Here is a 15,110-nt window from a genome sequence, read left to right as displayed (position 1 = left end):
GCCCTTGGATAAGCAACAGAAAGTCTCCGCGACCGCAGGAAATTTAGAGGGGTTTTGATTTGCCAAAATTTATATACTTTTAGGCAATCACATGGAAGAAAAAAACAACAAAAAAACCATCTGGGCGTGGTGTATGTTCGATTGGGCCAATCAGTCGTACAACATGGTTATCACGTCAACTATTTTCCCCGCTTATTATGTAGGGATCACGGCTAACTCCAAATATGGTAAAAATACGGTAAGCTTTTTTGGCCATAAGTTTTTAAATACCGTATTACAAAACTACATTCTAGCAGTTTCATACCTGCTTATTGTACTTGCGCTGCCTATATTAACTTCAATTGCCGATTACCGGGGTGCTAAAAAACTATACCTGCAATTATTTACCTGGATAGGGGCCTTAGCCTGTGCCGGGTTATTTTTTATGAAGGAGGGTGGGCCGATTGAACTTGGCATGATCTGTTTTGGGCTGGCTACCATAGGTTACTGTGGCGGCTTTGTTTTTTATAACTCATACCTGCCGCAAATAGCCACTTTAGATAAGCAGAACGACGTAAGCGCCAAAGGTTTTATATACGGATTTGCCGGCAGTATTGTAGTACAATTGGTTTGTTTGGTAGGGGTACTATTCCACGATTCATTTGGTATTACTGAAGATATGGGTGCACGTATCTCCTTTATCATTGTCTTTTTATGGTGGATAGGTTTCGCTATCATTCCTTTCAGAATATTGCCCAAAGGCCAGCCAAATGCCGGTTCTCATAAATTCAATGTGCTTACAGGCGGATTTAAAGAGCTGGCTAAAGTGTTTGGTAAGATCAGAAATATGCCTTTGGTAAAACGGTTTCTTCCCGCATTTTTCTTTTACTCGGTGGGCGTACAAACCATTATGTTGGTTGCTGCCGAATTTGCGGCAAAAGAACTACACATGAAAGACGATGATTTGATTACAATTATCCTCATTATACAAGTGGTAGCTATCATAGGTGCGTGGCTTACGTCTATAGCATCCAACAAATATGGTAATACAAAAGCGCTGATAGTTCTGGTAGCTTTTTGGACTTTAACCTGTTTGAGCGTTTATTATATCACCAATCAGAATCAATTTTATGTAGCTGCATTTGCAGTGGGTATTGTAATGGGTGGCGTACAATCTTTGTCGCGTTCGACATACGCCAAGCTGTTACCGGAAAACATCCCGGATACGGCATCTTACTTTAGTTTTTATGATGCCACCGAAAAGCTTTCTATTGTTGTGGGCCTCGCAGTTTTTGCTGTAGTAGAAGATTATACCCACGAAATGCGAGATTCGGCTCTAGCATTGGACGTTTTCTTTGTAATAGGACTGATATTGATGTTTGGGCTGTTATTTGCCGAAAAGAACGTTAAAAATGATACACTGGCTCCGCAGGCGGAGTTGGTGTAGTAGTTATGGCGGACAGACGAGTTTTGTCATTGATAGCTTATTGAGCATTTAAACATAATTGTTAGAAGTTTGCAAATCAATTCATTCACTAATCCACTCAAACACTCATTCACACATTGCTCACCAAGAACGACAAAAAAACCATCCGCGCCTGGGCTATGTTCGACTGGGCTAACTCGGCTTATAACCTGGTTATTACCTCGACGATATTCCCGGCTTATTATGTCGCCATTACGGCTAATAAAGCAACAGGGGACAGGGTAACCTTCTTTGGCAAAAGCTTTGTTAATACTGCGCTGTCTGATTATGCACTGGCCACAGCTTACCTCGTGGTAGCTGTTTTGTTGCCGATACTAACCTCGATAGCCGATTACCAGGGCAACAAAAAGATATTCATGAAATGCTTTACCTGGTTAGGAGCTTTGTCATGCAGTTGCCTGTTCTTTTTTAAGCTGAGTAATCTTGAATTTGGCATTATCAGCTTTGCGCTTGCTGCCATAGGCTATACGGGTGGATTCGTATTCTACAACTCATACCTTCCGGAGATCGCTACGGTAGATATGCAGGATAAAGTAAGCGCGAAGGGTTTTACCTATGGCTACATAGGCAGCGTGATATTGCAGATCATCTGCTTTGTGTTTGTATTGTTCCCCGAAGTATTTGGTTTAACGGCAGGCAGTTCGGCCCAGTTGTCATTTTTGCTGGTGGGGATCTGGTGGATCGGCTTTGCCTATATTCCATTCACTGTTTTACCAAAGGGAAGCCCCAATGCACAAACCCATCATCATAACCTTATTAAAGGCGGTTTTGTTGAATTAGCCAATGTTTGGCGACAGGTAAAGAACATGCCGCTGCTGAAACGTTATTTGCCGGCCTTCTTTTTTTACTCTATGGGTGTGCAAACCATTATGCTGGTGGCTGCCAGTTTTGGCGCCAAGATATTAAATCTGCCAACGGCAAACCTGATAACCGTGGTGTTGATCATTCAATTGGTAGCTATCGCAGGCGCTAACTTAATGTCGCGGCTCTCAGAAAAATATGGTAACGTATTGATATTGGCGGTAGTTGTTTTAGTTTGGATATTAGCTTGTGTAGGCGCCTATTTTACAACAACCGCGACGCAGTTTTATATGTTGGCCGGCGTAGTGGGTTTAATTATGGGCGGTATACAGTCACTCTCTCGCTCAACCTATTCCAAATACCTACCGCAGGACATATCTGATACCGCATCGTTCTTTAGTTTTTATGATGTTACCGAAAAACTCGCTATTGTAGGTGGTATGTTTAGCTTCGGATTTATTGAGGAACTAACGGGTAATATGCGCAATTCGGCCCTTATGCTGTGTATATTCTTTATTATCGGGCTAATTTTACTGATTACTTTATACAAAGAGGAGCGAAAAATTCAAAAAAAAGTGTGAGATTAGCAGCCCATGAAGACCGAGTTATTTATTCCTTGTTTTATAGATCAACTATTTCCTGAAACTGCATTTAATACCGTTAAAATATTAGAGAAGGCGGGGTGTGTGGTTGATTATAATCCGGAGCAAACCTGTTGCGGTCAGCCGGCTTTTAATGCAGGTTTCTGGGACGATGCCAAAACGGTGGGCCGCAAGTTCCTGAACAGTTTCTCTGAGGAAAGTGTGATCGTAGCACCGTCAGCGTCATGCACCGGCATGGTGAAGAATTATTACAATGACCTGTTTACCAATACTGTCGATCATAATAAATGCCGCACCGTGCAAGGCAATATTTATGAGCTTTCAGACTTCCTGGTCAATATCCTGCAATTTGACTATTTCGGTGCCGAATTAGAAGGTCGTGCTGTTTACCACGACAGCTGCGCTGCCTTGCGCGAATGCCATATTAAAAAAGAACCGCGCCAGTTACTTTCAAAAGTATTGGGTTTAGAGCTGGTTGACCTGCCGCAAGGCGATACCTGCTGCGGATTTGGTGGTACGTTCTCGGTTAAATTTGATGCCATTTCAAGCGCAATGGCGCAACAAAAAGTTGATAATGCTATTTCTGTTGGGGCCGAATATATAATTTCAACAGATGCCTCCTGTTTATTGCACCTACAAGGTTATATCGAAAAAAATAACGTGCCTGTAAAATGTATGCACCTGGCCGATGTGCTGGCGCATGGTTGGGGTAACGTATAACTATCCTGGATAGCACAATGGTTAACTTACCTTAAAATAGAGTGTTTCATCCGGGTGTTTCACTCCATTTTCAAAAAGACGAAAAAAAGACCTTAAATAGTTATATATCAATTATTTAAGGCCTTTTACCTAAAGCTTTACTACTGTTTCAAAGTGTTTCATCCGTATTATCTATATTCCTTATTTACAGATATTTACGATAAAAAAGTGTTTCAAGTGTTTCACTTTTTTCAGTGAAACACTTGCACTCAATATTTTACATTTTAGTATCACTCAGGATGGATAAACCAGCATCGATATACTGGCCACCCTGCGTTTGTTTACAGTGAATAGCTATCACATTTTTGCCATTTGCTTTAATAGCCGCTTTCCCTTCGGCGCTCATAGGTACTACCGTATAAGCTGATGTATAACCCCTCACCTCAGCAGCTTTTACGCCATTGATATATACTTCGCAATCTTCATCATGGTGCATATACAGCACCAGCTTATCACGCCCCGCAGCAGACAGGTTATTCAAATTAAAGTCCTGGCGCATCCAGATGTTATTGGTATTCCAGATGGTTTTAATATTACCACCAGGCGTGCCCCGGGTACCAAAACCCGCTTGTCCGGACTTCCATGATGCATCGTTAAAAGAGGTTTTAAACCAGTCGCCCTGAGGTTGATCTGTAGTATACTTCCAGTTTCTCGCTTCTTTTTGGGATGAAGGCAGTACTTCCTTAATATACAGGTTGTCGTGGATAGCTTTATAATTAGATGCATAGATCTTGTCTACATCACCTTTGATCACCTCACGGTCGTAGGTCATTAAACCGTTCAGTTCCACCTCTACATCGTTGATTTCTGTATAAACGGCTGCGCTCAGGCCCATATTGGTTTTATACAGGGTAAGATCGTTGGTGAACTTGTCGTATAGGTTCAGGTAGTCCTTTTTGTTATTGATCATGATATAGGTATCGCCAACTTTCCAGGTATGATTCGGAATGATGTAACCAATACCGCCATACTCACCGCAAGCCAATACCTGCGTTTTGCTGAATGGCACACCTGGAGGCGGGTAGCTGTGGATATCCAGATAATCTCCAACACCAAAATGATTACCACCGCTGGCCTGGTTAATCAAGCGCGACGGGTCAAGCTTGCGTACAAGGTTTACATAGCCGGCTGTATTATGCTGCGCCTGAGCCTCGTTGAAAATTACCCAGGTAACAATAGATGGCGAGTTCCAGTGGGTCTTGATCAAACTGGTTAGTTCTGATCTGAATTCGGCTGTGTCAACTGGTGGCACGTGTTCAGTATAAGAGTTTGGCGACGGCATATCCTGCCATACCAGGATACCTAATTTATCAGCCCAGTAATACCAGCGATAAGGCTCGTATTTAATGTGCTTGCGTACCATGTTGAAACCAAACTTCTTGATCATTTCCAGATCGTATTTCAGGGCTGCATCGGTAGGGGCGGTGTAACCGCCATCGGGCCAAAAACCTTGGTCAAGCGGACCTAACTGAAATAAGAATTTATTGTTAAGGTATAGTTTCTTGAAGCCACCGTCTTCCTGTACAGAAATCTTGCGCATACCAAAATAGCTTGATAAGGCATCGGTAACAGCGCCGTTTTTATTCAGCGTGATATCCAATCCATAAAGAAACGGGCTGTCCGGCGACCATAGTTTTGGATGAGCTACTGCAATGCTGGTTTCCACATTGGGTTTGATAGAAACCGTTTTAACCACATTATTACCATCCTTAACCTTTATCGATATGGTTGCTCCGGCGATATTGTCCAGGGTGCTGACAGTCAGTTTCACAGCCGATTTATCCAGATCAGGAACGATCTTAATATCGCTGATGCTGGTAGCAGCAACCGGCTCCAGCCAAACTGTTTGCCAAATGCCGGTAACTGAGGTATACATAATTCCCTGCGGATGCAAAGTCTGTTTACCCCGGGGATAACCACCCAAATCAGTTGGGTCATAAACCCTTACAGTCAGCTCTTGTGGGCCTGATTTGGTTAATGCGCTGGTTATATTATATGAGAATGGATCATAGCCACCTTTGTGAATACCCAGGCTCTTGCCATTCACAAACACTTCCGACTCAAAATCAACCGCACCAAAGTGGAGGATCACCTGTTTACCTCTCCAATTAGCAGGCACAGTAAAAGTGCGGCGATACCATAAACGATCATGATGCTCTCTGACACCCGATAAAGCAGACTCGACAGGAAAAGGTACCAGAATAGTTTTGTCTAATTTTCCGTTTGGCAAAGCATCGCCTGCCGCGCCGGGTTGGTATTGCCAAAGGCCATTTAGGTTCAGCCATTCTTTGCGCACCATTTGCGGGCGCGGGTATTCAGGTAATACATGATCAGGGTCGACATCCTTAGCAAATTTGCTCATCAGCGGTGCTTGTTTGGGCGACCAGCTTTGTGCAAACGTTGCTAATGAAACTCCCGTACACAGAAACAGGATAAACAGTTTTCTTAAATTCATATTAAAAAAGATTGATCAACATTGGATTTGAGCCGCTAAAGTACCAAAGTTTTTAAGAATGGATATTTAGGGAGCAATTAATTGGCAAATATTTTGCTCGATGTTAAATATGCAAAATTACAACTCAGATGGCCATGATGCCGGCGTTATTGCCTATGAGATAGGAAAGGACAACATCAGCATTAAATTCAGGGATGGGTCAACCTATTTATATACCAACAAAAGCGCGGGCCCCGCGGCTATTGCCGAAATGAAAGCACTTGCTCAAAGGGGCGGGGGCCTAACCACTTACATCAATCAGCACGTAAAAGAACATTATCAAATAAAGTTCAAATAGTCGGGCGATAGGTGATAAGTGATCCACGCGCGAATGTGTATCAATTTGGATCAGTTTTTAAAACTGACTAATTATAGTTTAGCTCGCGGCATAAGGCCTCAAGCGTATCAAAACCTACTCCTCTAACCTTACTGTTTTAATAAGGAGAGATTAGTCATGCTGATGTCCAGTTGCCCGATTGGTTTTCATATTTGTATGGTTTAGTTATTAACTCAATTTATTTAAGCGATAATTAGTTTATGCATTACATAAAATAGATAAATTCTAAATGATAGTATCCCGCGTCAATGGCATGCTCATGCAGTGAAACCCGCCGCGTGCTCTGGATAGTTCTCCTGACGGCATAAGTATCAGGGTATCTTTCAGGCTTTGCGGATCTACTTCATCATTCTCAAATTTCCTGAGTAGGTCCTTAACTTTTATTAGGTGGAACCCTTGTTGTTTAAAAGCCTCGATCGTTTTATCATTACGATCATATCCTAAAACCACACCTTCTTTAACGGCGAGCAGATTACAAGAGTCAGTCCACTGTTCACGAGCGTCATAAGGAAAGGTATCGTTACCTGAATATATGAACTGAGTAGGTGCGGTACTCTTAAAGTCATTTTGACTAATATCATTTAACAACTCCTCGATACTGTTAAAACACCGCGGTTTCTTTTTTCTTTTTTCAAATTGTATGATTTCCGTACGATCTTTCTCCTTGACTTTTTTATCAGCAAACCAGGCTATAGGTTCACTGTCTTCGGCAGGTATTTGTGTAGTTGCTATCGAACGCAACAGTACCCACATATTGCGTTTTACCTGGGTAAACACAGTATCAATATGCATATAATCGCGGCGGCGCGGGATTTTTATTATGGTGATCTTCTTTACAACATCATTATCAAATAATAATTTTATAGCTTCGTTAGCGCCGCTGGCCGATGTACGTTCGCTGCACCCGATAATCAAATGGTCAGGACTGATCGTCATCACATCACCACCCTCTAAAGTTGTTTTCTCGTCCTGGTCTTCACCGGGGCGTAAAAAGTGCTGAACTGTTTCAGGTATTTCCAGTATGTTGCCTTGATAAGCAGCGAACAGCGGATGGTTGAAGAAAATATAGCGGGCAAGTAAAGTCTCCCGTGAGCGGGCTTTTTTTGCCGACTTGTTCAGTAATATGTAGTTATTTATGGCGATGCCGATATCCCGGGAAAATATCAGATTTGGGATAGGTGCAAATATCATCTCATTATTATTCAATGAACCTGATATAAATATCTTGGCCAGTTCGGTTGGGGCGGTGTCCGTAAGTTTTTGTTGCAGGCGATAGTTACAACTTTCAATTGCACATACCGAAGCCGTAAGTTTACTGCGAACATCCTCATATTCAAGAATATCAGCCAGCAAAGTTTGTATCTCGATAACCTTATCTGAGGCGTAAAAATCTTTATTGTCCGGCTTAAAGAAGTTACGGTTGTTTTCGCGGGCGTCGATTTCTTTTAAACGACCTCTTATTTTATGCGGATCTAAAAAATAAAGCAGCAGCTTAACATAGTAATCATACTCGTTTTTGCGCATGCTCTCCAGGTGTACAATGTCTTCAAATAGCCAATCCTGGGCTTTTGAGGGTACTACGCGGCCCAAGCCGTTATCCGGACTATGAATCAAAACGGCGCGCAGATCGCCAATTTCTGAACTTACATTTAACTTAAAATTTTTATCAGGTAGTATCATAAACGTGTTTGCAACACAAAGCTATTCAGAATAATTATTATTTCGATTGACGTTGGATGGATTTAAAATATTTACCAGTGTATCTATTGGCAACGCATTAATCTTTAGATCAAACTTCCCGACTAAAATGTTAATTTTGCCGCATGAATTTTATTACTGATGCCGCCGTTAAAGCCGTAAAAACACTATATCAAACAGACATCAATCCGTTTGACGTGAGCTTGCAGGAAACGCGCAAAGAGTTTGAGGGGCAGGTTACCATAGTTACTTTTCCATTTACCCGGTTCTCAAAAAAATCGCCGGAGCAAACCGGCGCTGAAATTGGCGAATATCTGAAAAATGAATTGAGCGAGGTCTCTACATTCAATGTAATAAAAGGATTCCTGAATATTTCTATCTCCAATAGTTATTGGATTGATCAGTTAAATAACGTGATTGCGTCCAATGATTTTGCCGTTTCAAAACCAAACGGCAAAAAGGTAATGGTTGAATACTCATCACCAAATACCAATAAGCCATTGCACCTGGGCCACGTGCGTAATAACCTGTTAGGTTATTCGGTAACGCAAATCTTAGAAGCTGCAGGCTATGAAGTCATCAAGGCTAATTTGGTTAATGATCGCGGTATCCACATCTGTAAATCGATGCTGGCCTGGCAAAAGTTTGGTAATGGGGAAACCCCCGAATCGACGGGAGAGAAGGGAGATCATCTGGTAGGAAAATACTACGTGATTTTCGACAAAGAATATAAAAAACAAATAGATGAGCTAAAACTTGCCGGTCAAAGCGAAGAAGATGCGAAAAAAAATGCGCCATTGATCAAAGAAGCTCAGGAAATGTTGTTGAAGTGGGAGGCAGGGGATGATAAAGTGATTGATCTGTGGCAAACCATGAACGGCTGGGTTTATGGAGGCTTTGCCGAAACTTATGAAAAGATGGGTGTCGCCTTCGATCAATATTATTACGAAAGCAATACTTACCTGTTAGGTAAAGATATTGTTGAAGAAGGACTGGCCAGTGGTGTCTTCTTTAAAAAGGATGATGGCTCGGTTTGGATTGATCTTACAAACGAAGGGCTTGATCAAAAATTAGTATTGCGCGCCGATGGCACTTCGGTTTATATCACCCAGGACATGGGTACTGCTCAGTTAAAGTATGATGATTACCATATGGATGAGTCTATTTATGTAGTAGGTAATGAACAGGACTATCACTTTAAGGTATTATTTCTGATACTGCAAAAATTAGGAAAAAGCTGGGCTAAGGGTTTATATCACCTGTCTTATGGAATGGTAGATCTACCATCGGGGAAGATGAAATCGCGCGAGGGTACTGTAGTTGACGCGGATGATCTGATAGCCGAAATGGAAGCTACAGCTAAAGAGCAAACCGAGGCTCTGGGTAAAACAAATGATTTTAGCGAAGAAGAAAAGGAGGAGTTATATCACATAATAGGCATGGGTGCACTGAAATATTTCCTGCTAAAGGTCGATCCAAAAAAACGCTTATTATTTGACCCGAATGAGTCGGTAGATTTCCAGGGACATACCGGGCCGTTTATACAATATACACATGCCCGTATCAAATCAGTACTAAACAGGGCTACAATAACCGGCATTGATGCCGAGCCTTCCGATTTGGCGTCCGAGGAACGTGATTTGATCTTATTATTGACCCAGTTTCCGGATATAATCAAGCAGGCCGCCACAGCTTATAACCCCGGCTTAGTTGCCAATTATGCTTATGAGTTGGCTAAAAATTACAATAAGTTTTATCACGAGCATTCTATTTTGCAAGCCGAAGATGAGTTGATTAAACAGTTCAGGCTACAACTTTCTGCGGCATCGGCTAAGGTAATTAGTAGAGCGATGGGCCTGTTAGGTATTTTAGTACCTGAGCGCATGTAAGATTATACTTCATGTAGTACCAAAATATTTGACTTTTTACGTTTATAAAATTAAAACCGCCATGTGCGGTTTTTTTGTTTTGCCAAAACATTATCTACAGGGCTGGGGTTTTAAAGGCAGGAGGTAATTATATGGCTGAGGAAACTAAAAGACCTGAAAAACAAAATAGACAACCGGGTATTGAGGCTGAAATGTCGCCACGACCGGAATATATAAAATCGACGTACAAACCTGCCGGTAAACTTGCAGACAAGGTGGCATTGATAACCGGCGGTGATAGCGGCATAGCCAGGGCTGTTAGTGTGCACTATGCCAGCGAAGGGGCAGATATAGCTATTGTGTATCTGGATGAGGATGTAGACGCAATAGAAACACAGCATATCGTACAATCCTACGGACGTAAATGTTTATTGATTAAAGGCGATGTTAAAGACAGCTCATTTTGTAAGAAGACTATACAGCAGGTTGTTAATGAATTAGGCGGGCTAAATATTCTGGTAAATAATGCCGGAATGCAGATACCGCAGAAAGATCCTAAGTCAATAGATGAGGATCAGCTTGTTGCTACTTTTCGTACCAATATTTTTGCTTATTTCTATTTTGCCAACGAGGCATTAAATTATATGCATGAAGGCGACGTTATTATCAATACAACCTCGGTAACGGCCTATAGATCATCGCCAAATCTTATTGATTATTCATCGACAAAAGGGGCTATCACCTCATTCACACGCTCATTGGCTACCAATTTAGTCGACCGAAAGATCAGGGTAAACGCAGTTGCACCCGGCCCGGTTTGGACCCCTCTTATTGTGGCCACATTTGATGAGGAGAAAATAAAGAAATTCGGTTCAGAAACGGCCATGAAGCGTGCGGGCCAGCCGTCAGAGTTAGGGCCGGCTTACGTCTTTTTGGCCTCAGACGATAGCTCGTTTATTACAGGCCAGGTAATACATGTTAATGGCGGCGAGGTAGTTAACGGATAGCTTTGAATAAAGTTTATCGGCGTCTTACATTTACTTAATTCGTTGTAACCGAAGGAGAAATTGCCGAGCTAGCCGCTTCACCAATTATGCGCGACAAACCGTAGTCAAAATGATAAGTTGTTTCATTTACAAATAGTTACAGTCAAAAACTATTTATGTATTTTAAAGTGTTTCATATTCTTGTGAAGCACTTACCTTCCTAATACTTTATTTTCAGTTTCAATGTGGAGTACTTTGAATGTGTTGAAAAATAGGGATGATTTTGACTGTTTTAATAGCCATTTTGTTTGCAAAAAACGTCTGATAAATCAACCAAATTCTTAACTTCGCAGGTCGACTTATTTAATAGATCGATTATAAATCAAACTATCTACAAATAATAAAAAATGGCTGAAGGAACAGAGAACGATCCGAACAAAGAAGACAAGATAATTTCGATAAATATTGATGAAGAAATGCGATCGGCCTATATCGACTATTCGATGTCGGTTATCGTATCGCGTGCATTGCCTGACGTTCGGGACGGTTTGAAACCAGTTCACAGGCGTGTGTTATTTGGCATGCTCGACCTGGGTTTGAATAACAATAAGCCCTATAAAAAATCGGCTCGTATTGTGGGCGAGGTAATGGGTAAATATCACCCGCACGGTGACTCGTCGGTATATGATACCATGGTGCGTATGGCGCAGGAGTGGAGCTTACGTTATCCGCTGGTTGAAGGTCAGGGTAACTACGGCTCAATAGATGGCGATAACCCTGCGGCAATGCGTTATACCGAGGCAAGACTCGAAAAGATTGCCGAGGAGATGTTGGCCGACATCAACAAAGACACCATCGATTACCAGCTAAACTTTGACGACTCGCTGCAAGAGCCGACCGTTCTGCCTTCAAAATTCCCTAACTTATTGGTTAATGGCGCTTCAGGTATCGCGGTGGGTATGGCTACCAACATGGCGCCGCATAACCTGTCAGAAGTAGTTGACGCTACTATGGCATACATAGATGACCGCAGCCTTGAGGTGAGCGAGCTAATGAAGTACGTAAAAGGGCCGGATTTTCCTACTGGTGGTATCATTTACGGTTACGAGGGCCCGCGCGAGGCTTTGGAAACCGGCCGTGGCCGCGTGGTATTGCGTGCCCGTGCCGAAATTGAGACTTACGGCAGCGATCGTGAGCGTATCATAGTTACTGAAATACCATACCAGGTAAACAAAGGCCTGATGATCGAGCGTACCGCAGATCTGGTTAACGATAAAAAGCTGGAAGGTATCTCTGCCATTCGCGATGAATCGAACCGCGAAGGCATTCGCATAGTTTATGAGATAAAACGCGAGGCCAATGCTTCTATCGTACTGAATAACCTGTTTAAATACACCGCATTACAAACCTCATTTAGTGTAAATAATATTGCGTTAGTGCATGGCCGCCCAATGATGCTGAACCTGAGGGATCTGATCCACCATTTCGTTGAACATAGGCATGAGGTAGTGGTGCGTCGTACTAAATTTGAATTAGCCGAAGCCGAGAAACGTGCACATGTATTAGAAGGTTTACTCATTGCGCTGGATCATTTAGATGCGGTAATCAAATTGATCCGTGAGTCGGGTACTCCGGATGAAGCCCGTGAAGGCTTAATCGCCAACTTTGGCTTGAGCGACATTCAGGCACGCGCTATTTTAGATATGACCCTGCGCAGGTTAACCGGACTGGAGCGCGATAAGATCAAAGAAGAATACACAGCTTTGATGAAAACTATCGAATACTTGAAATCTATCTTGGATAACGAAGGTTTGAGAATGCAGATCATCAAAGACGAACTCGCTGAGATAAAAGACAAATACGGCGATGAGCGCAAAACAGAGATGGTTCACTCATCTGCCGAAATGCAAACCGAAGATTTTATTGAGGATGAGGATGTAGTTATCACTATATCTCGTGAGGGATATATTAAACGTACCCCACTAACCGAATATCGCAGACAGGGCAGGGGCGGTAAAGGTTCTATCGGCAGCAATAGCCGTGATGAGGACTTTATTGAGCACTTATTAGTGGCATCAAACCATAACTATATGCTGTTCTTTACTGAATCTGGTCAGTGTTTCTGGTTACGGGTATTTGAAATTCCGGAAGGATCGCGTACGTCAAAAGGTCGCGCAATACAAAACATCATCAATATCCCGAAAGAAGAGAATATCAAGGCCTATATTAAAGTTGTGAACCTCAAAGACCGCGAGTATCTGGAGAATAACTTTATCATTATGTGTACCAAAAAGGGTGTGATTAAGAAAACTTCGTTAGAGGCTTATTCTCGTCCGCGTGCTAATGGTATCAATGCAATCAACGTTAATGACGGCGACTCCTTATTAGAAGCCACATTGACCACCGGCAGCAGCGAAATTGTAATGGCACTTAAATCAGGTCGTGCTATCCGCTTCAACGAGTCGACTGTAAGACCAATGGGACGCACTGCAACTGGCGTTCGTGGTATCAGCATGGACAGCGATAATGACGAAGTTGTGGGTATGATCAGTATTGACAATCCGGAGACAACTATACTGGTGGTGTCAGAAAAAGGCTATGGTAAACGTACTGATATTGATGATTACCGCGTTACTAACAGAGGCGGTAAAGGTGTTAAAACCCTAAACATAACTGAAAAAACCGGAAACCTTGTTGCCATAAAAGGTGTTACTGATAGTGAAGACCTGATGATTATCAATAAATCGGGTGTTATTATCCGCATTGCTGTAAGCGAATTAAGAGTAATGGGGCGCGCAACGCAAGGAGTGAGGCTGATTACTTTAAAAGGTAATGATGAGATCGCATCGGTTGCCAAAGTAGAGCATGACGAGGATGAGGAAATTACACCAACTGAGGGCGATGAAACCGCAACCCCTGATGCTGATGATAGTGCTGAGCCAACCTCAGGTGATATAACTGAATAATAAAACTATGAAATACGGCCGTAAAATAATTTTATCGGTTTTATTAGTACTATTTACTACGCCCTTAGCCTTCTGCCAGTCAGAATTGCTTAAGGGTGTAGTAAATAATTTGGCGTACTATAAGCAACGTAAAGAACTTAAGTTCTTAACAAACGCAAAAAAGTCAATTGACAGCCTTTTAAAAATCGCTACCGATACGAGCGATTTGGAGAAAAACGTATACAGGGCAGTTATTTACTCAGCTATAGTATATGTTGATTCAACCAACAAGAGCGGACAGCCCGAGAACTTTTTTAGACAGACCGTAAGGCAGGTTGATGTTTTGAATACGCGCAAAAAAATATTCAAATACCAGCCAGAGATGGATTTTGCAAGGGAGTGTCTGGCCAATGTTTATATTCGTAAAGGCTTTGCTTATATGCGTGTTTCTGATTACACCAACGCGGGCGATATGTTTATAAAGGCTCACCGGTATGTTCCGGCTTTTAAGCCGTTGAACGCATACATAGCTTACACCAATAATAAGTTGGGTAACGTCACTACTGCCGAAAAATATTATGATAGTGTTGTTAAAACCGATAGTACTCGAATTGATTATATCGAAGCGGCATCAAGTGTGTATAAAGCCGTAGGCGATACTGCCAAAGCACTTGAAATGATTAAAAGGGGGTTAAAGCTTAATCCAAATGATAAATTTTTATTATTGGATGAAGCGCAAATCTACAACAACAATAAAGATTATAAGTCATTAGCGCCATTGTTACCCGCCTTACTTGATTATAATATAAATAACCCCGATATTGTATTCGTAGCAGCAAACTGTTATGATCATTTGAAACAATATGATAAGGCAGAAAACCTGTATTTACGGGTAATTGACCTAAATAGCGCTGCTTTTGATCCTATATTTAATCTGGGATTATTATATTTAAAGAAAAGCGTATTGGCAAAAGGGGATGAGGCTAATAAAAATTTGGCTTATGCCCAGCAATGGATAGAAAAGGCCAATGAAATATCCCCAAATGATACAAATTGTCTGGAGGTGTTAAAAATGGTATATGCTAAAACCGGAAATACCGACCAAACAGAGAAAATAAATAACAAACTAAAACAGTTAACTAATCAGTAAATAAT

Annotated in this window: 10 protein-coding genes; 8 read left to right on the top strand and 2 right to left on the bottom strand. The window is 41.9% G+C overall.

The features are described from left to right. The first annotated feature begins 91 nt into the window (after positions 1–91). The 3 genes from ABD772_RS04880 (at position 92) to ABD772_RS04870 (ending at position 3,588) form a co-directional block, all read left to right on the top strand. Complete coding sequence (locus tag ABD772_RS04880) at positions 92–1,426, top strand: MFS transporter (protein ID WP_345101321.1); 1,335 nt, start codon at positions 92–94, stop codon at positions 1,424–1,426. A 116-nt stretch (positions 1,427–1,542) separates the two neighbouring features. Next, positions 1,543–2,847 (top strand): MFS transporter, encoded by a 1,305-nt coding sequence (locus tag ABD772_RS04875; protein WP_345101320.1) that lies wholly within the window; start codon positions 1,543–1,545, stop codon positions 2,845–2,847. Between the two features lie 12 nt (positions 2,848–2,859). Beyond that, complete coding sequence (locus tag ABD772_RS04870; protein ID WP_345101319.1) at positions 2,860–3,588, top strand: (Fe-S)-binding protein; 729 nt, start codon at positions 2,860–2,862, stop codon at positions 3,586–3,588. 256 nt (positions 3,589–3,844) lie between these two features. Here ABD772_RS04870 and ABD772_RS04865 read toward each other — a convergent pair whose 3' ends face one another. Further along, complete coding sequence (locus ABD772_RS04865) at positions 3,845–6,082, bottom strand: glycoside hydrolase family 2 protein (RefSeq protein WP_345101318.1); 2,238 nt, start codon at positions 6,080–6,082, stop codon at positions 3,845–3,847. Between the two features lie 109 nt (positions 6,083–6,191). On the opposite strand from ABD772_RS04865, the gene ABD772_RS04860 reads away from it, so the two are divergent. After that, positions 6,192–6,419: a hypothetical protein gene (locus tag ABD772_RS04860; protein ID WP_345101317.1), complete on the top strand. Its 228-nt coding sequence runs from the start codon at positions 6,192–6,194 to the stop codon at positions 6,417–6,419. A 264-nt stretch (positions 6,420–6,683) separates the two neighbouring features. On the opposite strand, the gene ABD772_RS04855 is transcribed toward ABD772_RS04860, so the two are convergent. After that, the gene (locus tag ABD772_RS04855; protein ID WP_345101316.1) at positions 6,684–8,138 is read right to left on the bottom strand and encodes an arginine deiminase family protein; all 1,455 of its coding nucleotides are present in this window, start codon (positions 8,136–8,138) and stop codon (positions 6,684–6,686) included. 143 nt (positions 8,139–8,281) lie between these two features. Here ABD772_RS04855 and argS point away from each other — a divergent pair, with 143 nt between their 5' ends. The 4 genes from argS (at position 8,282) to ABD772_RS04835 (ending at position 15,105) form a co-directional block, all read left to right on the top strand. Next, positions 8,282–10,045: an arginine--tRNA ligase gene (gene argS, locus ABD772_RS04850; protein ID WP_345101315.1), complete on the top strand. Its 1,764-nt coding sequence runs from the start codon at positions 8,282–8,284 to the stop codon at positions 10,043–10,045. Positions 10,046–10,176: 131 nt separating this feature from the next. Then, positions 10,177–11,031 (top strand): SDR family oxidoreductase, encoded by an 855-nt coding sequence (locus ABD772_RS04845; RefSeq protein WP_345101314.1) that lies wholly within the window; start codon positions 10,177–10,179, stop codon positions 11,029–11,031. A gap of 386 nt (positions 11,032–11,417) precedes the next feature. Next, entirely contained in the window at positions 11,418–13,976 is a 2,559-nt protein-coding gene (gene gyrA, locus ABD772_RS04840; protein ID WP_345101313.1) for a DNA gyrase subunit A, read from the top strand. A gap of 7 nt (positions 13,977–13,983) precedes the next feature. After that, positions 13,984–15,105: a tetratricopeptide repeat protein gene (locus ABD772_RS04835; protein WP_345101312.1), complete on the top strand. Its 1,122-nt coding sequence runs from the start codon at positions 13,984–13,986 to the stop codon at positions 15,103–15,105. Positions 15,106–15,110 lie beyond the last annotated feature (5 nt).

The sequence above is a fragment of the Mucilaginibacter panaciglaebae genome (genome assembly GCF_039539265.1).
GTDB lineage: Bacteria > Bacteroidota > Bacteroidia > Sphingobacteriales > Sphingobacteriaceae > Mucilaginibacter > Mucilaginibacter panaciglaebae.
Note: the sequence above shows the minus strand (reverse complement) of the source record. Positions and strands in the feature narration are given on the sequence as shown.